The sequence below is a fragment of the Phormidesmis sp. 146-33 genome (assembly GCF_052939515.1).
The window spans coordinates 1-21,000 of record NZ_JBJPHU010000115.1; the positions used below are offsets into that span (position 1 = coordinate 1).

The window sequence follows — 21,000 nt, forward strand, 5'->3', positions numbered from 1 at the left end:
TATCCTGTGCTTGTATTGTCGTCAGGGCAATTCAAGTTTTCGGATAGGCACTAAGGCGAAAGTCCGATCGCTGTCCTTGTATGACGGACTCTAGATCAGCTTCGACCCCAAACAACTCTGGCAACCCCAGACAACAATGCTTTCCGGGGACAAATCCATCTGAGGTGTCTGCGTATTGATGAACGTCGATCGAGGTTTCTACGATTTCTAGCTGCTGATTGAGCGTCAAATATTCAATTCCACGCAGCGATAATAAGTTTTTGAATAGAGCCGTCATTCTGCTGAGTTTGTGACCAAACGCTTGAAGTTGTTGGGGTGGACACTCACCTCAAGCTGTTTCACATCAGAACTCTGTTGAGACGCACGTACCCTGGTGACTACAGTTCCCACTCTGGTTGAAAGATCCAACGCTTTGTTTGGGTTCTTAGGATCGTGAATTGAATAAGATCGATGATTGCCTGGTTGCTTCGCCCCCTAAATCCCCCAGTCTGGGGGACTTTGAGAAAGCAGACATTCTAGAATTTAAGGCAGTTTCGCGGTTCAAAGTCCCCCAAATTTGGGGGATTTAGGGGGCAGAAGCCGAATTAAACGACGCGAAACCGCGAGAATTACAGGTTGTTTAATTCACGATCCCTAGCGTCTCCATTCTTGAAGGGCGATCGCAACTCCTCGTCCCAGTTCTGAATCACGCTCACGTTGAGATAGCTGTTCTAATCGCTGGTATGCTGTGTCAGGCGCGAGGGTTTTGAGGGCAGAAATCACATGCAGCCGGACGTTGACACTGGGATCAGCGAGCAGATCGATCAGTGGGTTGACAGCGTTGGGGTCGCCCAATTGTCCGAGGGCCAGGGCGAGAGATTGACGGGCAGTGGTCGATCGCGCAAAAGCCGCTTCGTGAGTCAGCAGGTCTAACAAGATTTGGGTGGCTTGGGGTTTGAGGTCAGGCTGATCGACTCGTCCCAAAACGACTAAAATCTCCTGACGTACCGCTTCTGCCAAAGGCAATTGGATCAGGGCGCGATGGAGATACTGTAACGCCTCTGATCGACCTGCCCAACTCAAAGCGCGAACTAGCTCGATCGCCAACGGTTCGGGGGTGTGAATCGACTGAAGAGATTGAAAAAGCGCTTTTATCGCCTCCAAACTGCCTAATCGACCCAGGGAGATCGCGGTTTGTTTGCACACGTCTAGATTCCAATCCAACAGCAGCGGACGCAGGTGAGCAACGAGATCGAGCGCTGTCGCTTCGGCGGCACAAAATCCTAAAGCAATCACGGTAGCGCGTCTGACCGCAGCGATCGGATCTTGAAGCGCACCGATCAAAGCCGCAGAAATTTCAGGATGATGGAAGCTCCCTAGTGACTCGATCGCCATCGCCCGAATCTGCGGATCAGCATCATTCACCACTTCTAGCAATAAAGGAACGGTTGCCGGACGACGCATCTGAGTCAACGCCTGGGCTGCGACTAAACGAGTCTTATCGGATTGCAGCAACCCTTGCAAAGTTGCGATCGCCCCCTCTCCCAAAGCTACCAATACGCTCACCGCCATACCCCGCAGTTCTTCTTGATCAGAGGTTTTGAGCAAACGCACGATCGCCGCCAACACATCGGGATGAGCAAACCCGCCCAAAATACGCACCGCAAACCATTGAGCCTCAGAATCTGCGTCAGATTCGAGAAGGGCAATGAGAGGCGCGATCGCTCGGTTTCCCAGGGTCGGAAACACTTTGGCAACGTCCCATCGATCCTGAAAGTCGCCGCCCTCAAGAACCTGTAGCGCCAGATCTAGAAGTGAGTCAAGTTCGACGGGTGTCTCGATCGCACCCTGAGACTCACTTAATAGAAGTTGCTGAAGGTCTTGGCTAACGATCGACCACTCTTCCTGCTGGGCAGCCTGTTGTGCCTGCTGCAAAATTTCACGATGGCTTTGGTTCACGGCTTTTCGATCAAATCGGCTAAATGTAGGTTTCCAGCTTTACTTTCCCACATTTGAAACAATTTTTCCTCAAGCGGCGCGGCCTGAATGACGGGTAGGGAAATCCGATCTCCCGCATCGGAAACCTGTACTCATTACAATAGAAGCGATCGCACCCTCTTCGACCAAAATAGGGTCTGAGGTCTTCTGAGTAACCAGGAATTGACTATGACAACCATTCTGGAACAAGGCAACATCAGTATTCATACTGAGAATATTTTTCCGATCATCAAAAAGTGGCTCTACTCTGACCACGAGATTTTTATTCGAGAACTGGTGTCAAACGCCGTGGATGCCATTCAAAAGCTCAAAATGGTGTCTAACTCGGATGAATTTTCGGGTGAAGTGGGCGAGCCAGAAATTGTGATCGCGATCGACAAAGCCAATCAGTCTCTCTCGATTTCGGATAATGGCATTGGCATGACCGCCGACGAGGTGAAAAAATACATCAACCAGGTGGCGTTCTCTAGCGCTGAGGAGTTTGTTGAGAAATATAAGGCAACCAGCGATCAGCAAATTATTGGTCACTTTGGTCTGGGTTTTTACTCGTCGTTTATGGTGGCCAAACACGTCACGATCGACACCCTTTCATATCGGACTGGCGCGCAAGCAGTGAATTGGTCTTGTGATGGATCGACTGAATTTAAACTGTCGGATAGCGATCGTACAACGCGAGGCACAACAGTTACGCTAACGCTGCAAGACGAAGAACTGGAATACTTAGAACCTTACCGAATTCGTCAGCTAATTAAAACTTACTGCGACTTTATGCCCTTCTCGATCAAACTGATCGAACCACCGACCGAAGGCGAAGAAGTCAAAGCTCCTGAACAAATCAACCGCCAAAAAGCCCCCTGGAAGGAGTCTCCGCGCAATCTCACTAAAGAAGATTATCTGGAGTTCTACCGCTATCTCTATCCGTTTCAGGAAGATCCTTTGCTCTGGGTGCATCTGAATACGGATCATCCATTTGTTGTGAATGGGATTCTCTACTTTCCCAAGCTCAAGCCCGATGTGGATGTGAGTAAAGGTCAGATCAAACTCTTCTGCAATCAGGTGTTTGTCAGCGACAACTGCGAAGAAGTGATTCCCAAATTTTTGCTGCCGCTGCGAGGCGTGATTGATAGTGCAGATATTCCACTGAATGTGTCGCGCAGCTTTTTGCAGAACGATCGTACCGTCCGGCAAATTGCCAACTACATTGCCAAGAAAGTCGGCGATCGGCTAAAGGAACTGTATCGCGACGATCGGGCAGAATACATTCGCTGCTGGCAAGACTTGGGAACGTTTGTCAAATTTGGCTCGATCAACGACGACAAATTCAAAAAGCAGATCGAAGATATTCTGATCTATCGCACAACCGCGAATCTGAGCGACAATACGCCCAAAGTCGAAGTGCAAACTGCCGAAGGAGACGCTTGGCAAGACTCATCTAACGCTACAACGAATGTCGTAGACGGCAAATCTTACACAACGCTCAAAGAATATCTAGAACGCAACAAAGAACGCCACGAGAATCGCGTTTTTTACTGCACCGATGAAGTCACTCAAGCCACCTACATCCAACTGCACACCAGTCAAGGCTTAGAAGTGCTGTTCATGGATTCTTTTATCGACAGTCACTTTGTCGGGTTTCTAGAACGCGAATATTCTCACATCAAATTCTCACGAGTCGATGCCGAATTGGACGACACGCTGATCGACAAAGATCAGTCAGAAATCGTCGATCCGACGACCAATCAGACTCGCAGCGAACAGATCAAAGCGTTGTTCCAAAAAGCGCTCAACAAGCCCAAACTGATCATTCGGACGGAATCGCTCAAAGGTGACGACCCTGCCAGCACCCCGCCAGCAATGGTCTTGTTACCCGAACATCTGCGCCGAATGCAGGAGATGAATGCATTATTACAACAACAAGTGATGCAGTTTCCTGAAGATCACATTCTGTTGATCAATACCTCTCATCCAATGATTCAAAATGTGATCAATTTGAGTCAGGGTGCCATTACCACAACTGATGGTCAGTCTCCTTCTGCGGAGTTGGCAAATCTGATCTGTCACCATGTCTATGATCTGGCGTTGATGGCCCAAAAAGGCTTTGACGCAGACGGCATGAAGGCATTTGTGGAGCGATCGAACCAGGTGTTAACCAAACTCACGGCCCGCGCTTCCTAATTCCCAAATCTGTAGTCCGTAGTGATGTCATTTTCATTGCGGACTACCAGCATTGGCAGGAAACTGTGGTAGGAGTCGTAGAATAGGGCCCAGGGAAGGAAATGTAGCTATGAGCATTGTTGTTTCTGACGAAATTCTAAGTGCAACCCACATGACTGAAGCTGAAATGCGCCAGGAAATTGCAGTCATGCTCTTTCAAAAAGAAAAGCTGACACTTGCTCAAGCTAGCCAGTTTGCAGGGATGCACCGCATTGCTTTTCAACACTTACTCGCTAGTCGTCACATCTCAGCCCATTACGATGTAGAAGATTTTGAGCAGGATATTAAAAACTTGCGGGAGATGGGTAGGCTGTGATCATTGTCAGTGACACGTCACCCATCAACAATCTTGCAGCCATTAACCAACTTCATCTTTTGCATCAACTATATGGGACAGTTCTCATTCCTGAAGCTGTTTATCGAGAACTGACTGATCCCAGCTTTCCGGTCGCAGGTGCAATCGAGGTACAAACCTTTGATTGGATTCAAACTCGTGCGGTTAGCAATCGCGCAATTGTCGAAGCACTTAGCAATGAACTTGATGTTGGCGAAGCTGAAGCGGTTGCTCTAGCGGTTGAAGTTCAGGCTGATCAGATGTTGATTGATGAACGCCGAGGGCGATTGGTGGCGGCTAGACTCAATCTACGATATGTGGGGATTTTGGGCGTTCTGGTCGAGGCAAAAGGTCAAGGTTTGATTGTTGAGGTGAAGCCTTTATTGAATGCTTTGATCAACCAAGCTGGGTTCTGGGTCGCTGATCCCTTATACAATAGCGTTTTACGGCTTGTTAATGAAGGTGAACTGCTTTGATGTTCAGGTAGAACTGCGATCGCCCAAGTCGATCAAATGAACAGGCGATCGCTCACATACAAACGATCACCATAACCAGTAGAAGTGTCGAGATCGAACCAGGTGTTAACCAAGCTCACGGCCCGCGCTTCCTAATTCCCAAATCTGTAGTCCGTAGTGATGTCATTCTCATTGCGGACTACGTATCAAGGTTTATAATCTTTTGCAATTGACACTATCGGTGATTTTGCATCGCCTAATCTCTGAACCTCTATTTGTCTTGTGATGTCGTTGCATCCTGTACGTTTTGCTGAGTCGATGCCTGTTGAATTGTCCTCATCAATAGACGCAGCGCTTCATTGACTGCCGCAGCATCAGGAAACATAACGGCTACGTCAGGATCAAGTTGAACTGTGAGGGTCGATCGCTTACGTCCTTGACCCCGCGCTACAACAGGCATTTGGGTAAAGTCGTATTCGGGGCGTAGGTCATCATCCATTTCAGAGGTCTGACTCATAAGCTTTACGTTCTTGGCGGGTGACTGGACGGGCACAAATCGGCTTAGATATGCGCTCAAGTAATCTTTAAGGCAATGCTGTAATCGTCACCAATCCGCCAGCGATGCTCTGAATCTTCAACTCATACCCTTCAAGCAAACCCATTCCAACCAATGGCTCGGTTTCTGACTCGTTGATTTCAATGGTTCTAACCTGCCCATCCCAGATTACAGAGGCTTCGTAGACATTAAACATGCATAGACTGCCATCACCCAAAACACCCTCTTGCTGCATGTACCAGGTCATTCCTAAAGTGGTAATGACGATAGATGGCAAAGTTAGAAAACCTGTATATCCTGTGTCAATAACTGCTCTAATTCCTTGGCGTTGCTGATCTTTTCCAAGCACCGCTAATTGTACAATTGCCTCTCGATTTGCATTCACGCTTCCAATCATCATGTAGATACAGTAGGGCGAAACCCAAGGCGATGGACGGCACGATGTCCAATCCGAATTCCAAAGATTTGCGCGTCAGGGTAGCGTTTTAGCAGTTGCTTGGCAGCGGTCAGGCTATCGTCGCCGATCGCAAAGGCTCCGGTTTCGATATCGATCGCCACAATCTTTCCGTGGTTGCCCGCTTCGACTTGGAAACGCACCTGAGCTTCATAGATTTCATTCCCCCGTCGAGCGAACTCTTCTTTGCTATAGCGGGGTTGTCTAACTGTCATTAGCTTGACCTCATTTCAACCATGCCTCTATATTTTAGCTTCGATCGTTTTATCTGCGATCGCGGTACTCGATGACCCAAACTTTGATCAAGAACTTTCAACTACCGCCACGTTGATTGGGTAGGGTGACGATCCTAATCATCGGCAGATAGTAGGTTTCACATCACTACACTGAACAAATGTACGTGACAAAGAGTTGATATTTTAGAGGTTCCACATCACAATTTTGCTAATCAAGCTGCTGGCGCAACCCTTTCGCTTAAATTAATTGGCTTGCTGTTTATCGTTTATGAAACAAACTGCCTATGAGTGCATCTTCTGATGCTGAAATATAGATGGGTATAGCTTGTCCACAAAAGCTACTACTCCTGAATAAGGTAAAACTTTTTCTAAAAGGAAAGTGTCAACGACTCCTAAGCCCAAGCCTGAAATTACTCCTACACCGGGAACAAGACCAGCAAGTGTAGAGATTGCTAATCTTGAAGCTTTACCGGTACTACCTTGTGCAAAAACTCCTAATCTTGAACGAATATCATTAAGCTGCTCGACAATCTCAGAGTCGCTAACGTTGTCAATTTTCCTAAGCCATTCTCGAAATATTTTGAGTTCCTGGCTTTCACGTACCTCAAGTAGCTTCTCTACATCTACTGTTTGGTGAGATTCAGAAATAATACTAGGACAGTTCTTGAGTCGAAGCACACGATTTAGATTTACCTCAAGTTGATGGGGATCAATTGATTGAAAAAGAAACTCTAGCTTGTCTTCAAGAAGAGGAGCCTCATCTTCTAGAAAACCTGATACTGCATTGTGTACTTTCATCTCAGCTATCCGCTGATTTAGACCAGCTACACCAAGAACTGCTTTTTCTGCAATCTTATGAACTTCCACTTCATCTAAAGAAAAGACCTCGCCTAAATTGGTTTCTACTTGAAAAATTTGGTTATCAACTTGATGAAGCTTAATCAAAAAATCATCAGGTTTTACATCAAGGCCTTTTTCTTTTTTCAAGACGATTGCTGTAGATGACTCAATTCCTCTATTGCCAGCAAGGTCACCATTCACTTGTTTTAAGAGCTGTGACTCAAAATCTTGTAAATAGTTGTTGTCCAATGCGGCTACAACTGCCCGCTTAAGCTTTTTAGTGTGGTTATTGTTTAGGTTTGCCGTACCAACATTTCTGAGATTATCACTAATCCATTTTCTTCTATCTGCTGAGAACCCATACGAAACACTGTAAGTACCAAGAGGTAGAGCCTTCCCGCTAGGAACAAGAAAAGAAGTTTGTCCGACTTGGGCTGTAATACGAAGCTCACAGGAAATTCGTAAAGCATCAGATGACAATAATGCTAACGTACCCTCAAATCCAAATGCTTTAACTAAATATGCTATTTCTCTTAGATTTGGAGAATACAAGATGAATGTATCGAATAAAAGCAATTTGTTGACTAAAGACTGTAAATCAAAAAAGTTGCCTTCACCATTAAGGTAGATTTTCGAGCATAAACCGAAAAGATTATTTTGGATGTTCATTAGAAGAAATTGTTGCTCACTGATAGCATTAAATTAACTATTTTGCTGCGACTTCTCAGATATCTACTTTAATTATAGCTTGTTGAAAAATTAAGCTGCACCCATACAGACTTGATACCCTATCTTATTGATAACCCTTGGCAATCTGCCTCTGAAAATTAATAATAACCTATGTGAATCGTCTTTATAGACAAGTCAGCAAGCTAGCAATCTCCTCTAATGAATGTTTTGGATAATTGTGACTTGATCGCATTAATCGTCCCAAAGTTCTCCGTGTAGTATCTGACTCTAACGAAATTGCTCTGAATCCTTCTGTCTCAATCTTAAAATTTTGTGGAGAGATTTATAGAGTACGTCGATCGACTTCAACGGCCGCCACAAGAACGCTAACCAAAATTAAGATTTTTAGGATTCCAAAAAGCGAAAAATTTGTGTATCATACTCCGCAGTGGTGGAGGAGCGCCCCGAAGAACTGATTGGCAGATCAGAACTCCGAGGACTTCCATCCCTTGTTAAACACACTAACTCAGGAGGCGTTCATGATTGTACACCGTCAGCTTTGCTGTGGGGTTCTGAAAGGTTGGAATCAGGCCCCAAGCGTCATTAGTCGCATAATGGCTCCCATGTTTTTGTTCTCTTTGTACTAATCCAGGGAGAACATATTCATATGGCAGTCAGGCTTATTTTTCCTGACTCGGTAGCGTTCACCATTGAGTTGCACTTCTCGACAGGTAGACGTTATCGAGTCCAGATCACTTTGGATTTGCAGGAGCGGTTTTTGATCGTTGCCTCTGGCATTCTGCCCGACATTGGCGATAGCATTCAAGAATTTGTGTCTCAACTCAGCGAGATCGTGTCTAATCAATTGGCCCTGCTCAAATGGGATGGCACCAGTGACTTGATGACTGAATATCAACTGATCCGCATTTTGCCCACCTATCGACTTCAGAGATCGTTTACTCGATTTGACATTGTGATGGATGATCCAGCCCTGATTTATGTGGAGGAACTCAACACCAAGACAACAATTCGGCATTGCTGAACCACGGGATGAATTGCCTCAATGCGAAGGGGAACTAAATGTTCAAAGTCCCCCAATTTTGGGGGATTTAGAGGGCGGAAAAGTTGACACTTCTCTACAGATTCATCCTTTCAATCAGCAACGCCTAAAAATCAACTCCAAAAAAGTCAGGCGTTACCAAATCAAAAGCGATTTAGTTCATCTGGTAGCGCCATTCTTAATCGCCTGCAAACCAAATCAACAAAATGAGTTCTTACTCACCGATCGATTAACTTTCACAACCCAGGAATCGAACGATTGTATTCAGCACTACCATAGATCATGCAGATCATGTCTTCAAACTGGAGCCAGGCGATCGCTCTCTTCTCCAACCTTCTTGCCGTCACCTGTCATGCATCACCCAGCCCCCAATGACGACCTCGATCGCTGGCCCACCTTTGCCGAACTGCTGACCCGACTACACCAAGAAGGAATCTTGATTCATCCTGACCAGTTGGCTGAGTTTTTGTTGGGGCATGGGCTACCCGTTGATTTGTGCTACGTCCCCGATCGCCTTAAGCCCAAAGCCGAAAAAATCAATGCTCACTACCAAGGAGACATGGCCCGCCTCGAAGAAATGAACGACCCCTATTGGCATCCACTCATCATCCCCGACTAACCAAAGACGCTGAGATGCAGACTGGTTGACAGCTTCTCCAACAAAAACAACCCCGCTACTGAATTGCCCATCGGATCGATCGCCGGACTGTAACACGCGATCGATCCCTGACGCGGAACAATCGCCAACAGCGCCCCACTCACCCCCGACTTGATTGGCAGCCCAATTTTGACTGCAAACTGACCCGATGCCTCATACAATCCACAGGTCAGCATCAAAGCATTGACGATTTGCTGATGAGACTGAGTGACGACCCCAGGCTGGGACAACAACAACCCCAAACGTGCCAAATCTTCGACCGTGCCAGACAGACAGCAAATATGGTTATAAGTGTCGAGAGCGACTTCTACCTGGTCTAATTTTCCGGCTTGAGCCAGCATTTTGGCGATCGCTCGATTCGATTCATTCGAGAGCGATCGCACCGATTCCAGCATTCTGCGATCCAACACGAGGTGACTGTTTGCAGAATGGTTGAGCCACTGACGCACCTGTTCGCAGCGAGAAAAGCCATCTCTGCCAGGGAGTCGAGCCGCCAAAGCGATCGCGCCACTGTTGAGCATGGGGTTGCGGGGATGACCTCGATCTTGGCTCAGTTGTGTCAACGAGTGAAACGGCTGATCAGATGGCTCCATGCCCACATATTTAAAGACCTCTTCGGCTCCTGATTGCTCCAGCAAAAACATCAGCACAAAGGGTTTGATCACACTCATCAAGGCAAATCGCTGTTTTTTTTCTCCGACTGACCATTCTTGCCCTGCTCCCGCCAAAATCTTGACCGCCAGCACATTTGCGTCGGTTTGAGCCAACAGCGGGATGTAATCTGGCAGTCGCCCCCACTGCGTCCGCACTCTAGCTTGATCGACCCATGTAGATAGTTCAGCCTGAGTTAGTGCATTCAGTCCCACTGAGAAATTTCTCAAGATTAGCCTTTGTTTTGAGCAGTTGGCTTTTGGCGGTCTGCGATCGACTAACTAACCAAATCGCCAGTTTTCAACGGCTACACTCTAAACTCATCTGTTTCGTCGGTGTAGTCGATCGGCAAAACCGCCATCAAGTTTTCGTTAGGTCGAGGAATGTAATGTGACGAAAGGAACAATTTGTCGCCTTCTTTGCAGGCTGTCATCTTTTTGGCCGCTGCGATGCCTGCCTCGACTGAGATCTTAACTTCAGAAACGTTTCCGCGAACAATAATTGTGATGTAAGCGCCGCTCACCTTTTCCATCTCGACCAGGGTAACACGGGCAGCTTTCACCATTACGTCCGCAACTGCCAGCGCTGGGGGCAATCCCCGCACTTCAACCATACCCACCGCATATGCCATGACAATTTCCCTTCCGATCGGATGATACCAAGAATCATTTTACGCAGCTTCTCAACCTTTTGGTCAAAAATGGCGCTTCTTCAACAGAGATGCCTTTAAAAAGCAGGGGAAAAGGTTTGAGAAGAGGCAAGGGTAGGCATGAAAAGTGGAGTCTACAGCATATTTAGCGAATCTGCGACTTCTTTAAGTCTCCCTGCGTGATTTGTACCAATCCCTGTAAAGCTGCACGTTTTTTAAATCTCCCCTAATCCCTTGAATCCCAAATTGAAAATAGACTGCGCCAGATAATTCCTCAAAGTCCCCCAGAATGGGGGATTTAGGGGGCGAGGATCTGTAGCAAGTAAACGTTGATTTGATATAAGGAGGGAAAATAAAAGAGTCCGGTTCCCTTTTGTGAGGGGGCTAGGGGGATCTAATCTATGCAACTTCATAGAGAATCGATGTTCATTGAGAATGACAGCAAAGCGATCGAGAATTGTAAATCTAGCGATCCTCTCCCCACTTTGTAAGCTTCTAGGGTCATTTTGGAATTGCGGTCGCACCCTAAAAAACACTCATCCCAGAAATCAACTCGCACAAAATGAAATCACTTAGTCAACTGCTAGAAGCATTAATTGCAGGACAGTCGCTCGCTTCGAGTCACCCGCAAGATATCGCGCCTCAGCTAGAAGCTCTAATACTGCAAGATAACATTCGCGCAAACGCATTTGGAATCACTAGAGAGAATGCTACAGAAACCACGCTCTTGAGAATTGAGTTGTTCCAAAAAGTCTATCCTGAATTTCTAGAGTTGTGCCAAAACAAACTTAAAATAACCAGGTTGGCGAATGAGACACTATGGAATTTATGGCTGCCGTTGGCAATACAAATCGCAGACTGGCGCAGAGCTAAATCGAATCCTCTAATTCAAGGATTTTTGGGCGGACAAGGAACCGGAAAGACAACACTTACAGAAATTCTAAAACTGATTCTAAAACACCTGGGATACCATGCTGTTAGTTTCTCGCTGGATGACTTATATCTGACCTACGACGATCGCCAACGCCTGCAAGCCCAAGATCCTCGCATCATTCACCGTGGCCCGCCCGGAACGCACGACACCAAACTCGGCGTACAAATTCTCACTCAACTCAAGCAAGGTCAACAGACTCAGATTCCTCAGTTTGACAAATCACTCTGGCAGGGGGCAGGCGATCGCATTCATCCAAAACTCGTCTCAGCGGTTGATATAGTTCTCTTTGAAGGCTGGTTTGTAGGAGTGCGTTCTATTGAGGCGAGTGACTTTGAGACGGCACCCGATCCGATCGTCACAGCCAGCGACCGCACCTTTGCGCGAGATATGAACGATCGGCTTCACGACTACTTACCGCTGTGGGAACATCTCGATCGCTTAATTGTGCTCTACGTTCCCGATTACCATTTGAGCAAAGCGTGGCGCAAAGAAGCCGAACACAAAATGATCGCTCAAGGTAAACCTGGACTGTCAGATGCCGAAATTGATGTCTTTGTGGAGTACTTTTGGCAGGCGTTGCATCCCCAATTGTTTATCAAACCTCTGGTCAGCCAGTCAGAATTCGTCGATTTGGTGATTGAAATTAACCCCGATCATTCACCCGGAGCCGTGCGGCGCATTGCATAGAGAACTCCAATCAGAATCGGCACGATCGCCACTCCCAATCTCACGCTCCCACCGATCTCCCAACTAGAAAACGCATTAAAATACGCCATTCCCAGACAGCCAAACCAAAACAAAGCATCCCCTCTTTTTTGACGTTTAGAAGTCGCCATATTCATCAAAAAGTAGTGTGAGCCTGAAAAAGTAGTGTGAGCCTGACCACCAACAGCTAAATGAGTCCCACAAAACCTTAAGATAACTCTAAAGTATCACCGGATCAGCGATCGTGAAAGCAATCACCCTTCTCGGTTCAACAGGTTCTATCGGCACGCAAACGCTTGATATTGTCGCCCAAGCCCCCGATCAGTTTCGTATCGTTGGCATGGCGGCCGGCCGCAACGTCGAACTCTTTGCCCAACAAATTCGCCAGTTTCGTCCTCAAATCGTCGCCATTTTTGATCAGGATAAATTATCAGACCTGCGCGAGGCGATCGCTGACCTCGATTCCCAACCCATCATTCTGGCAGGCGAATCGGGCGTTGTCGAAGTTGCCCAATATGGCGACTCAGAAGCGGTTGTTACGGGCATTGTTGGTTGTGCTGGGTTGTTGCCCACAATCGCCGCGATCAAAGCTGGAAGAGACATCGCCCTCGCCAACAAAGAAACCCTGATTGCAGGCGGGCCGGTCGTCTTGCCGCTGGTCGAAAAACACAACGTCAAACTGCTGCCCGCCGATTCAGAACATTCTGCAATCTTCCAGTGTTTGCAGGGCGTTCCTCAAGATGGACTAAAGAAGATTATTCTCACTGCGTCCGGTGGGTCGTTTCGCGATTGGGAAGTCGATCGCCTCTCTGAAGTCACCGTCGCCGACGCACTCAAGCACCCCAACTGGTCAATGGGTCGCAAAATTACCATCGACTCCGCCACCCTGATGAACAAAGGCTTGGAAGTCATTGAGGCGCATTACTTGTTCGGGTTGGACTACGACGACATCGAAATCGTCATCCATCCCCAAAGCATCATTCACTCACTGATCGAATTGCAGGATACCTCCGTATTGGCGCAATTGGGCTGGGCTGATATGCGGTTGCCCCTCCTTTATGCATTGTCCTACCCCGATCGCATCCCCACTGGCTGGGAACGTCTCGATCTGGTCAAAGTCGGCAGTCTCACCTTCCGATCGCCCGATCACCAAAAATATCCCTGTATGAATCTGGCCTACGCCGCAGGTCGCGCTGGAGGCTGTTTACCCGCCGTTCTCAATGCCGCTAACGAACAAGCGGTCGCCCTCTTTTTAGATGAAAAAATCCGCTTCCTGGACATTCCTCGCCTGATCGAAGAGACCTGCGATCGCTACCAATCTCAAAACAAGTCAGACCCCAGCCTAGAAGACATCATCGCGGCTGACCAATGGGCCAGACAAGCCGTTTTAACGACCAGCCAATCATCAACTCAACGTGAATATTTCTTAGCCAAGCCATGAAACCCTGACACTTCAAGCTATCTTTCTGTGAAAGTTAAAAATAAAGTGCCATACTGATCTGCTGATTGGTGATTTTGAAATCATTCCTGAGATAGAGGTTTGTCTCTTGAATCTCTACTTGGGGCTACCGCCGAGATAGACCGTGATCACTGCGATAGCCAATTTTCAGCCGTTTATCCTTCAGACAGTCTCATGAACGATCGCTCCCACACAGAGAACGTTCGGAAAGTTCGCTTTCCATTTTGGGCGTACCTCAATCAACCGCTTTTTCACCCCAATCAGCCCTTTATTCTCAAACCATCCCGATTTCAGCGCTATCACCATGTTCAAGAACTAGAGCGATGCTGGCTCTTGTCTGAGTTCCATTTGCTCGAACATTGTTGGCGACAAAAGTACGACGATCGAAGCCTGTAATCGTTCAGGTAGAAAAATCGGCTCTTTGGGTGTTGCTAAATGCAGAATGACCAACGGCTACGGCTTCTACGTTCTGCATTCTGCACGCTCAATTTTGCAGTTTTCTACTCTCTCATCAAGCTAGAAGCGTTTGGCAAAAAGATATCGGTTGTTAAGGAACTGGCTGCAATACCCGATAGCGACATTAACAGTGAGCCATCTGGCTTAAATCGGATCAAAGTGCTGCTGGAGTTGAGTCCGGTTCCCTGTTCGATCGCCACCTCACTGAGTTGGATATCCGCAGGCAAACCGATGCGATCGATCCCTGCTTGAAAGTCCGTAACTTCGCTAAATCCACCCCGACACAGCCTGAAAACATCAGCACCGTCACCTCCCGTTAATTCGTTGTTACCAGTTCCGCCATCGAGAATATCGGCCCCTGTACCGCCCCAAAGAATGTCGTCCCCTGCACCCCCCCGGAGAATATCGTCGCCACCGAGTCCTTGTAAAAAGTCGTTTCCGCCCTGCCCGTTCATCACGTCATTAGAATCGTCCAGTCCTTTCACCTCGTTGTCTAAATTATTTAAGAAGGTCACTGAGTTGCGGTTAAAGACTTCTGTAATGATGGCATCCGCATTGATCACATCAAACGAGTCTTGAATCGAGGATTCTCCGTTAAATTGGATATTGCCTAACAGGATCGGGGGAGCGCTAAGTGTCGGGGAATCGCTAAGTGTCAAGAAGTTGTCGAGATTTTCCAGGTTAAAGTTCTTGATAAGAATGCTTGTAGTTTGCACTCCTTCAAATGTCATGATCAGATCCGCCCCTTGCTGATCGAGGAGCAGATTTTTGGCAATCAGTTGTGACCCCTGAAATTGAAGAGTATCTACTTCTGGAATAATGTCTTCTGAAAGAACTTTACTGAAAACTCTGCTGATGCCAACCCCTCCAAAGTTTCTGACCTCGTAACGGCCTTCTGTCAGCGTAAAAGAGCGGATTCCTCCAGCACCATCCAGGATTTGAGGAGAAGCCACAATTAAGTCAGGGGGGACGGTCGAATTCAGTTTTTCTGGCTCTTGAGGTGTGGGTTTGTCAATCTCTGGGCTGGGACGATCGTTGGGCGGTGTTAAATTAATAATGGGCTTGATCTGTGAGACAGGCTCAGTCTGATTGAATGGAGAGGAAGGCAATTGTGGCGTTTCTGCGGGTGGATTAAGCCTCAAAAGCAGCGCGACATCAAAGTCTGTCACATTTGGGTTATCGAAATTGCGGCTGGTGAGCGTGAAAGAGGTAGGGATAGAAACAGATCGATCGCTCTTCAATTCAAAAAATTCAGGTGAGGCGCGATCAGAGGAGCCACTGCGCTGTAGTGAGGTGTTTTGTGCATTACTCAATGCGATCAAGTTGTAGTTCTGCGCTGAAGATGAAGGGATGGGGGCAGATGACTCCTGTATTGTTTTAGATGAAGCATCAGAGCGATCGTAGTTCGTCAAAATTTGAGATGCCAATCCTAATCCAGAAAATTGCACACCTCGATTTAATGCTTGATTTAATCCTTTACCATTAGCACTAATCAGCTTATCTACAATTGCTTGCTTAATGATGTTTTCATTGGCGTTCAATGCCGCGTTACTACCTAACTGACTGGTAGTGGGTGCATGAAACTCGATCGCTCTCCTCTCTTGGGGCACTTCACCAAATGTAGGCTTTCCGGGAGTTTGACGAGACGGTTGAGAGCTAGAAGAGCGATCGTCACGCTGAAGAAGTTGGCTGCCCAATACCGTTATGAGCATATGGATTACTAATCTTCTCAATCTCGAAGGTATTACCTCGCGACGTGTCTCATCTTCAGACTGTGCAGAAGGTTGATCGACCTGTGAATGAGTTTCTACTGGGGTTGGAGAGAGTTGGTAGTTGTGTTCAAGACTTAGCCGCTCAAATAACCCTTCGATACTCTCGATATTCCAGATATACAAAGCTCCATAGCTAAGATGCTCAATGTACCTAAGTGAGTTGTAGGTGATGAATACAGATAGCTGATCTGCGATCGCGTCTATCGCATCCTCTAGCTCTGCTTTATACAAGGATTCAGGCTGATCAATCTCAACCCTGCTAAAAGCATAGTCCTGCGGAATCGCAATGCCATCTTCCTCCATCGCTTCTTTGATCTGCTGGATGCGGTCTTCATCCAAACTGCTCAGAAAATAGTTCAGCGTTGCAGGAGTTACGGTCAGGGTATTGATATGACGATATTGATGGAACTTGGGTAAAAGACGTTGGCACTGGCTCTGACGCTTTTGCCCCAAGCGAGGATCATCATCGATATAAAGACAGACTAATACGTCGCTGGCAAGGAGAATGAGAAGAGATGAGTTGCTCACTGATCGCTGCACCCTGTCCTAAAAACAAGTGACCATCGCCCTTGAGTCCAAACATTAGGAGATGTCAGACTGATAGCAAAGACACCAGATAGTCCAGAGGTACAACTCGTTGTTCCAAAAAAGGTTGAGCGCTTATCTTCTAAGCGACATTAGGTCGGAGTTGAAGCAGCCCTGACTCTATTTTTCGCTGATTTCACTTGCTAGAGAGTGTAACACTTTGTAGTAGTTTTGCAGTAAGTACCATTGTACTAGTATCTGACTGAACGTATTTTCTGAACACACGGAAAGGACATCAGGGGAATTACTGAGTAGTCTAAGGCAGCTTGTCTCTGGAGGAGGGATTTTAATGTGACGGTTGTGACAGTTGCACAAAAATTGCAAAGAAACCTTAGTCTAGAAAGGCTAAAGTTCGATGAAACTCAATTCTTAAGCTGTGTAAGTTGCGGAATTAGCACAAGAGCGCTCCTTATCTTTTATGTTTTCCAGGATACCGTGTCACTCACCAACGTAAAAAATCAGTAAAAACTCAATGAGCTACTGCGTAATTTTTCTATCAGTAATTTGGGCTGATTAAATCTGATTAACCCCTCATCACTTATTTGCTAAAAATTCTGGTCTTGGGCCAGCGATGGAGCCTGGTAAGAGAAGAAAAAGGAGATGAGGAAGCAATCTTCTGAATCGTTCCAAGCTCAAGCTTAAAATTCCTTTCTCTAAAAAGCTTCCTCAAGCTTTACTTTCGACTGATAGATTGTCCAGTTCTTCGTTCTTCTTTTACAAACCGTTTTGGGACTGGTTCTTCTGAGTCTTCAGTTGCGTCTTCTGTCCAAGCTTCGATCTCACGAACGATCTTCCCCATTACTTCAGGGTTTGGTGCTTTTAGATGGGATTTGATTGCTTTCAAACCGGGCAAAACCTTTTCGACAGCGCCGAGAAATTTGAACGTCCCGACGGGGCCACCGTTTTTGAGGTGGGGAGCAATCTGATCAAAAAAGTGTTCCATCAGTTCGGGCTGACTTTCGAGTTGACCCAAGAGCTTAGAGGGAATACCAGATCCCTGATTCTGCTTGGTTTCTGGCTCTTTCAAAGCGTTGAGTGCCAACTCTTCTAACCAAGTGTTGATGCTCTTACCCATCTGTTTTGCTTTGTGAGCGATCGCTCGATGAGTGTCTGACGACGTGCGAAAGGGTAACTTGCCAGAGAAGGTCACTGGTTTTTCAGGCTCAATATTCTCGTTTCTACAGAACTCAATATAAGCCTCGATCGTTTTTATAAAATCCTGTTTAGCGTCTTCGTAAGTTCTTCCCTGGAAGGGCAAAGAGTCACGACTGATATTGTCAACCTTGCCACAGATCAATCCTGCATCTTCATCCACCCAGAGTGATGCCGTATAGTCCCTATAAGTCAGCATTGGTCACAGTCCTCGCCTTGGTTAATTTTCAACCTGTCCTCCAGAAATTCTCGAATCTGCCTGACTTGAGATCCATTGACGTGTCTTTCGTGTAGACGATTTAGGAAGTGAATGCAGCGAGTGTGATCAGAGTCCAGCCAAATTATTTGGATTTTGCCATTCATTTCTCTAACCACCTGCACCTTGTTGACCGATCTAAGAAGCTCCAACACCCTAGTCCAAGGAAGGTTAGGGACGAGAGGGTCGGTGTAGATAGATGCCAGCGTTGCTTCTTGCTCATTCGTTAGCGGATAGCGATAGATACACATTCAGATTATTAGCGATCGAAGTTTGGACTGACCAACAAACCTCAAACAAGCCATGAGGAGTGACCGCTACTCAGAAAGTTTTTCAAGGCGGACTGCTTCAGGTTAGATTTGCTTGCTCACTCAACCAAAAAGTTTTCAGCAGAGAGTTATATCAGCATAGCCTGAAGCTCCGTGGAAATACCAGAGCCTTGATAGAAAGCGTTACTGATTGTGGCCAAGGTGTTAGCAGTAGACTGTCACCCGCCCGATGAATGGATGCACAAGTTAGAGGTCAGTCCAAACTCTGATGCATGTCTTAGCTATGATATCGAACTGAGATATCATCGTCAAGGTTTTTTAGACATCTTTATTTTTCACTCTAAAGATTTTAGTATCAAACTTGATATCTTGTTAATCAATTAAATCTAGTCTCTGATATCAAAATTCTAGAAAATATTTGACGTTTATTGCTTTTCTAAAAACTTTGGTGTACGATTTGGACAAAGAAGGTTTACAGACAGATGCTTCTTTCCCAGACTTCTACAGGAGATTTTTATGAACTGTTCCTCTGATTGTGACCAAGGAAACTGCCCGTTTGTTAGCGATCCTCAACGATCGACCCGCTATGTCTGCCTCAAATGCGGATTAGAACGTGATATCGAAAATGATGTCAATCCTGCTCGTTTTATTCTCCTCTTGTTGGCTCTACCCCTGGTGATTACACTGCTAATGAGCCAGCGACCGTCCCCTCTTCAACCTGATGCTGCTCCCACTGAGTCACCCTCTCCATAATCTTGGACAGCCACTAATTGGAAAATGCTTGGTATCAAGCCCACGATAAAGCAATCACTCTAGGTTGTGGAATCAAGCAAATTGAAATCATCCCGATCGTTAGATTCTCAAAAGCTACGAACTCAATGGTTAGGAACTTCTCAATCAATTTATTCAAACTGGAGTTGTCTATGTGGAACCTCAAAGGCTTAATTCAGCAACCTTCTTCAACGAAAGCCGCACCCTCTACCGTCGCTTTCCGACCTGCCCAACTGTGTAATAGCTCATTTAGACCCAATCCGGAACAAGAGGCGATCGTCACTCAGACCATCTCACCTCGACGAGCCGGACAAATTGAATATCAAGGCTCTTGGTGGACGGCTCGCTGTTATGAAGAAGTGACCCTGGTACCAGGGGACATTGTTTATGTGATCGTTCGACAACATGTTCTGACACAGTATGTCATCCCTGATCCGTTCGCCCGACCTGTTAAAAATCTGCCAGAAACCTCTGCTAAAAATGCCTTTTGTACTCTGGTGTGCGAAGCAACTAATCAAAACAAGAAACCATCATCTTGAAGGGCTTTCAGAGAGTTACTGCTACCAGAGCTTCTTCTGAAAACAAAGGTTTTGGGTTGAGTGTTCTTTATCGCGCATTGGTTGAAGCAGTAGTCACAAGATGCAACAGCGCTTCCGCCAGAAATGCAAAGTCAGAGGGCACCCTTTGTCATACAGTTATCAACGCTAACTGTTTTGTCGCCAACGCTTGGCGAATTCGTCGATCGTCGCTTTAGGAACTTGCCCCTGTAGCCATTCGAGTGCCCGGTCTTGATGCGGGAGCGATCGGTAGTTTTTGGCAACGCTGATCAGACTGATGCTGGGTGCGGGGGTTGGTGCTGGAGTTGGCTTTGGTGCGGGGGTCGGTGTGGGAGCGGGTGACGGATTAGAGAGCAGGGCGGCCCAGGTTTCAGAACCCACTACGCCAGTCGCAGGGAGTTTTCTAGACTGTTGAAAGGTGATCACAGTGGCTTTGGTGCGAGGGCCAAATGAACCGTCAGGCGTTCCCAGATTAAAGCCTTTAGCGTTGAGCAAGTTTTGCAGTTCTTTGACGACCTGACCTTTGCAGCCCACACTTAAGGGAATCTTGCCCTTGAGCAGATTTTGTAGCCCATCTAAATCGCCGTTAAATTGATTGAGATCGACATTGCCATCGATGCCTTTGACGGTTCCGGATTCGGAGTATTGATGAAATACCCAGGATTTCCAGGCGCTTGGTACAAAGGGAGCGCGGGTGCCAAAGTTGGCGATCCAGAGCGGATAGGAGCTAAATCGAGTGGTGTTACCCAGCTTTTCTTCCCAGAAGACGGGGTAGGTGTAGATGAGGGGTTTGCGTCCGGTGGCTGACTCGATCGCTGTGAGCCATTGAGCGGCGCGATTGATCACGGTGGCGGCATCCAGGTTGTCTAAAATTTCTAAATCTAAAACAGGCGGTAAATCGGATGGCTCATAGTTGCCTTTGATTTGTTGTAAAAAGTTGTTGGCCTGCACGATCGGATCTTTGCCTGCTCGAAAGAAGTGATAGGCACCGCGCACCAGTCCGAATGTTTTCATGCCAGCCCAATTTTTGGCAAATGAGGGATCACTGCTGCTTGCGCCCTCGGTTGCTTTCGCAAATCCATAAAAAACGCCCTGACTGGCCACCGTCGGCCAATCGATATCGCCTTGATAATATGAAACGTCAATTCCTTCTAAAGCCATGTTTGCCCCTTTATACTGCTTGTTTTAATCAATTCAATTGAACGGATCAGAATTCCAAATTTTAAACGCTAATTGCGATCCTGCGGCAAGAACGGGCTGGAGACATTAAATAGAAGACATTGGACAGAAGACATTGGACAGAAGACGTTAGACATTAGGAGATCTGTCGT

General features: G+C 46.8%; 23 protein-coding genes. 10 read left to right on the forward strand and 13 right to left on the reverse strand.

What is annotated here, in order from left to right; genetic code table 11:
• Positions 1 to 31: 31 nt before the first annotated feature.
• Both ACJ2PR_RS29085 and ACJ2PR_RS29090 read right to left on the reverse strand, forming a co-directional pair.
• Positions 32 to 277 carry a hypothetical protein gene (locus ACJ2PR_RS29085; RefSeq protein ID WP_446879593.1) on the reverse strand — a complete coding sequence of 82 codons (246 nt, stop codon included), beginning with the start codon at positions 275 to 277 and terminating at the stop codon, positions 32 to 34.
• A gap of 356 nt (positions 278 to 633) precedes the next feature.
• Positions 634 to 1,938, reverse strand: a complete 1,305-nt coding sequence (locus ACJ2PR_RS29090; RefSeq protein ID WP_446879594.1) for a HEAT repeat domain-containing protein — start codon at positions 1,936 to 1,938, stop codon at positions 634 to 636.
• Positions 1,939 to 2,145: 207 nt separating this feature from the next.
• Between ACJ2PR_RS29090 and htpG the strand changes: the two genes are divergently transcribed.
• The 3 genes from htpG (at position 2,146) to ACJ2PR_RS29105 (ending at position 5,001) form a co-directional block, all read left to right on the forward strand.
• Positions 2,146 to 4,152: a molecular chaperone HtpG gene (gene htpG, locus ACJ2PR_RS29095; protein ID WP_446879595.1), complete on the forward strand. Its 2,007-nt coding sequence runs from the start codon at positions 2,146 to 2,148 to the stop codon at positions 4,150 to 4,152.
• 109 nt (positions 4,153 to 4,261) lie between these two features.
• Positions 4,262 to 4,507: a UPF0175 family protein gene (locus ACJ2PR_RS29100; RefSeq protein ID WP_446866526.1), complete on the forward strand. Its 246-nt coding sequence runs from the start codon at positions 4,262 to 4,264 to the stop codon at positions 4,505 to 4,507.
• Positions 4,504 to 5,001 carry a DUF3368 domain-containing protein gene (locus ACJ2PR_RS29105; protein ID WP_446879596.1) on the forward strand — a complete coding sequence of 166 codons (498 nt, stop codon included), beginning with the start codon at positions 4,504 to 4,506 and terminating at the stop codon, positions 4,999 to 5,001. Before ACJ2PR_RS29100 ends, ACJ2PR_RS29105 begins: the two co-directional genes overlap by 4 nt.
• A 250-nt stretch (positions 5,002 to 5,251) precedes the next feature.
• Here the strand turns inward: ACJ2PR_RS29105 and ACJ2PR_RS29110 are convergent, their stop codons facing one another.
• The 4 genes from ACJ2PR_RS29110 to ACJ2PR_RS29125 form a co-directional block, all read right to left on the reverse strand.
• Complete coding sequence (locus ACJ2PR_RS29110) at positions 5,252 to 5,497, reverse strand: hypothetical protein (RefSeq protein WP_446879597.1); 246 nt, start codon at positions 5,495 to 5,497, stop codon at positions 5,252 to 5,254.
• A 67-nt stretch (positions 5,498 to 5,564) separates the two neighbouring features.
• Positions 5,565 to 5,936 (reverse strand): clan AA aspartic protease, encoded by a 372-nt coding sequence (locus tag ACJ2PR_RS29115; RefSeq protein ID WP_446879598.1) that lies wholly within the window; start codon positions 5,934 to 5,936, stop codon positions 5,565 to 5,567.
• Positions 5,933 to 6,205: a hypothetical protein gene (locus tag ACJ2PR_RS29120; protein WP_446866530.1), complete on the reverse strand. Its 273-nt coding sequence runs from the start codon at positions 6,203 to 6,205 to the stop codon at positions 5,933 to 5,935. Before ACJ2PR_RS29120 ends, ACJ2PR_RS29115 begins: the two co-directional genes overlap by 4 nt.
• Positions 6,206 to 6,508: 303 nt before the next feature.
• Entirely contained in the window at positions 6,509 to 7,735 is a 1,227-nt protein-coding gene (locus ACJ2PR_RS29125) for a hypothetical protein (protein WP_446879599.1), read from the reverse strand.
• A 667-nt stretch (positions 7,736 to 8,402) separates the two neighbouring features.
• Between ACJ2PR_RS29125 and ACJ2PR_RS29130 the strand changes: the two genes are divergently transcribed.
• Together ACJ2PR_RS29130 and ACJ2PR_RS29135 are read left to right on the forward strand one after the other, a co-directional pair.
• Complete coding sequence (locus ACJ2PR_RS29130) at positions 8,403 to 8,777, forward strand: hypothetical protein (RefSeq protein ID WP_446879600.1); 375 nt, start codon at positions 8,403 to 8,405, stop codon at positions 8,775 to 8,777.
• Positions 8,778 to 9,147: 370 nt separating this feature from the next.
• Positions 9,148 to 9,414: a hypothetical protein gene (locus ACJ2PR_RS29135; RefSeq protein WP_446866533.1), complete on the forward strand. Its 267-nt coding sequence runs from the start codon at positions 9,148 to 9,150 to the stop codon at positions 9,412 to 9,414.
• Here the strand turns inward: ACJ2PR_RS29135 and glsA are convergent.
• Together glsA and ACJ2PR_RS29145 are read right to left on the reverse strand one after the other, a co-directional pair.
• Complete coding sequence (glsA, locus tag ACJ2PR_RS29140; RefSeq protein ID WP_446879601.1) at positions 9,411 to 10,319, reverse strand: glutaminase A; 909 nt, start codon at positions 10,317 to 10,319, stop codon at positions 9,411 to 9,413. The genes ACJ2PR_RS29135 and glsA overlap by 4 nt on opposite strands.
• Positions 10,320 to 10,411: 92 nt before the next feature.
• A complete protein-coding gene (locus ACJ2PR_RS29145; RefSeq protein WP_446856754.1) occupies positions 10,412 to 10,735 on the reverse strand; it encodes a carbon dioxide-concentrating mechanism protein CcmK in 324 nt (107 codons plus the stop codon).
• A 580-nt stretch (positions 10,736 to 11,315) separates the two neighbouring features.
• On the opposite strand from ACJ2PR_RS29145, the gene ACJ2PR_RS29150 reads away from it, so the two are divergent.
• Positions 11,316 to 12,374: a glycerate kinase gene (locus ACJ2PR_RS29150; protein ID WP_446879602.1), complete on the forward strand. Its 1,059-nt coding sequence runs from the start codon at positions 11,316 to 11,318 to the stop codon at positions 12,372 to 12,374.
• Here ACJ2PR_RS29150 and ACJ2PR_RS29155 read toward each other — a convergent pair.
• Entirely contained in the window at positions 12,341 to 12,523 is a 183-nt protein-coding gene (locus tag ACJ2PR_RS29155) for a hypothetical protein (RefSeq protein WP_446856752.1), read from the reverse strand. The two genes, ACJ2PR_RS29150 and ACJ2PR_RS29155, sit on opposite strands and share 34 nt — an antisense overlap.
• A 113-nt stretch (positions 12,524 to 12,636) precedes the next feature.
• On the opposite strand from ACJ2PR_RS29155, the gene dxr reads away from it, so the two are divergent.
• Positions 12,637 to 13,833: a 1-deoxy-D-xylulose-5-phosphate reductoisomerase gene (dxr, locus tag ACJ2PR_RS29160; RefSeq protein WP_446879603.1), complete on the forward strand. Its 1,197-nt coding sequence runs from the start codon at positions 12,637 to 12,639 to the stop codon at positions 13,831 to 13,833.
• 99 nt (positions 13,834 to 13,932) lie between these two features.
• Positions 13,933 to 14,247 (forward strand): hypothetical protein, encoded by a 315-nt coding sequence (locus ACJ2PR_RS29165; protein ID WP_446866539.1) that lies wholly within the window; start codon positions 13,933 to 13,935, stop codon positions 14,245 to 14,247.
• A gap of 104 nt (positions 14,248 to 14,351) precedes the next feature.
• Here the strand turns inward: ACJ2PR_RS29165 and ACJ2PR_RS29170 are convergent, their stop codons facing one another.
• The 3 genes from ACJ2PR_RS29170 to ACJ2PR_RS29180 all read right to left on the reverse strand — a co-directional run bounded on the left by ACJ2PR_RS29170 (position 14,352) and on the right by ACJ2PR_RS29180 (position 18,323).
• Entirely contained in the window at positions 14,352 to 16,607 is a 2,256-nt protein-coding gene (locus tag ACJ2PR_RS29170; protein WP_446879604.1) for a calcium-binding protein, read from the reverse strand.
• A gap of 730 nt (positions 16,608 to 17,337) precedes the next feature.
• Positions 17,338 to 18,015: a type II toxin-antitoxin system HicB family antitoxin gene (locus ACJ2PR_RS29175; protein ID WP_446879605.1), complete on the reverse strand. Its 678-nt coding sequence runs from the start codon at positions 18,013 to 18,015 to the stop codon at positions 17,338 to 17,340.
• The gene (locus tag ACJ2PR_RS29180; protein WP_446879606.1) at positions 18,009 to 18,323 is read right to left on the reverse strand and encodes a hypothetical protein; all 315 of its coding nucleotides are present in this window, start codon (positions 18,321 to 18,323) and stop codon (positions 18,009 to 18,011) included. The genes ACJ2PR_RS29175 and ACJ2PR_RS29180 overlap by 7 nt, the downstream gene beginning before the upstream one ends.
• A 534-nt stretch (positions 18,324 to 18,857) precedes the next feature.
• Here ACJ2PR_RS29180 and ACJ2PR_RS29185 point away from each other — a divergent pair.
• On the forward strand, positions 18,858 to 19,094 hold the full coding sequence (locus tag ACJ2PR_RS29185) for a hypothetical protein (protein ID WP_446879607.1): 237 nt from the start codon (positions 18,858 to 18,860) through the stop codon (positions 19,092 to 19,094).
• Between the two features lie 170 nt (positions 19,095 to 19,264).
• Positions 19,265 to 19,651, forward strand: coding sequence for an NfeD family protein (locus ACJ2PR_RS29190; RefSeq protein WP_446879608.1), 387 nt, complete (start codon positions 19,265 to 19,267; stop codon positions 19,649 to 19,651).
• 165 nt (positions 19,652 to 19,816) lie between these two features.
• On the opposite strand, the gene ACJ2PR_RS29195 is transcribed toward ACJ2PR_RS29190, so the two are convergent.
• Complete coding sequence (locus ACJ2PR_RS29195) at positions 19,817 to 20,830, reverse strand: GH25 family lysozyme (protein ID WP_446879609.1); 1,014 nt, start codon at positions 20,828 to 20,830, stop codon at positions 19,817 to 19,819.
• Between the last annotated feature and the right edge of the window lie 170 nt (positions 20,831 to 21,000).

Bases quoted from the DNA above. Each gene is read 5' to 3' on its own strand.
- ACJ2PR_RS29085 (WP_446879593.1), bottom strand. From the start codon at position 277: ATGACGGCTCTATTCAAAAACTTATTATCGCTGCGTGGAATTGAATAT.
- htpG (WP_446879595.1), top strand. From the start codon at position 2,146: ATGACAACCATTCTGGAACAAGGCAACATCAGTATTCATACTGAGAAT.
- ACJ2PR_RS29100 (WP_446866526.1), top strand. From the start codon at position 4,262: ATGAGCATTGTTGTTTCTGACGAAATTCTAAGTGCAACCCACATGACT.
- ACJ2PR_RS29110 (WP_446879597.1), bottom strand. From the start codon at position 5,497: ATGAGTCAGACCTCTGAAATGGATGATGACCTACGCCCCGAATACGAC.
- ACJ2PR_RS29115 (WP_446879598.1), bottom strand. From the start codon at position 5,936: ATGATGATTGGAAGCGTGAATGCAAATCGAGAGGCAATTGTACAATTA.
- ACJ2PR_RS29120 (WP_446866530.1), bottom strand. From the start codon at position 6,205: ATGACAGTTAGACAACCCCGCTATAGCAAAGAAGAGTTCGCTCGACGG.
- ACJ2PR_RS29125 (WP_446879599.1), bottom strand. From the start codon at position 7,735: ATGAACATCCAAAATAATCTTTTCGGTTTATGCTCGAAAATCTACCTT.
- ACJ2PR_RS29130 (WP_446879600.1), top strand. From the start codon at position 8,403: ATGGCAGTCAGGCTTATTTTTCCTGACTCGGTAGCGTTCACCATTGAG.
- ACJ2PR_RS29135 (WP_446866533.1), top strand. From the start codon at position 9,148: ATGCATCACCCAGCCCCCAATGACGACCTCGATCGCTGGCCCACCTTT.
- ACJ2PR_RS29145 (WP_446856754.1), bottom strand. From the start codon at position 10,735: ATGGCATATGCGGTGGGTATGGTTGAAGTGCGGGGATTGCCCCCAGCG.
- ACJ2PR_RS29150 (WP_446879602.1), top strand. From the start codon at position 11,316: ATGAAATCACTTAGTCAACTGCTAGAAGCATTAATTGCAGGACAGTCG.
- ACJ2PR_RS29155 (WP_446856752.1), bottom strand. From the start codon at position 12,523: ATGGCGACTTCTAAACGTCAAAAAAGAGGGGATGCTTTGTTTTGGTTT.
- ACJ2PR_RS29175 (WP_446879605.1), bottom strand. From the start codon at position 18,015: ATGCTGACTTATAGGGACTATACGGCATCACTCTGGGTGGATGAAGAT.
- ACJ2PR_RS29180 (WP_446879606.1), bottom strand. From the start codon at position 18,323: ATGTGTATCTATCGCTATCCGCTAACGAATGAGCAAGAAGCAACGCTG.
- ACJ2PR_RS29185 (WP_446879607.1), top strand. From the start codon at position 18,858: ATGAACTGTTCCTCTGATTGTGACCAAGGAAACTGCCCGTTTGTTAGC.
- ACJ2PR_RS29190 (WP_446879608.1), top strand. From the start codon at position 19,265: ATGTGGAACCTCAAAGGCTTAATTCAGCAACCTTCTTCAACGAAAGCC.
- ACJ2PR_RS29195 (WP_446879609.1), bottom strand. From the start codon at position 20,830: ATGGCTTTAGAAGGAATTGACGTTTCATATTATCAAGGCGATATCGAT.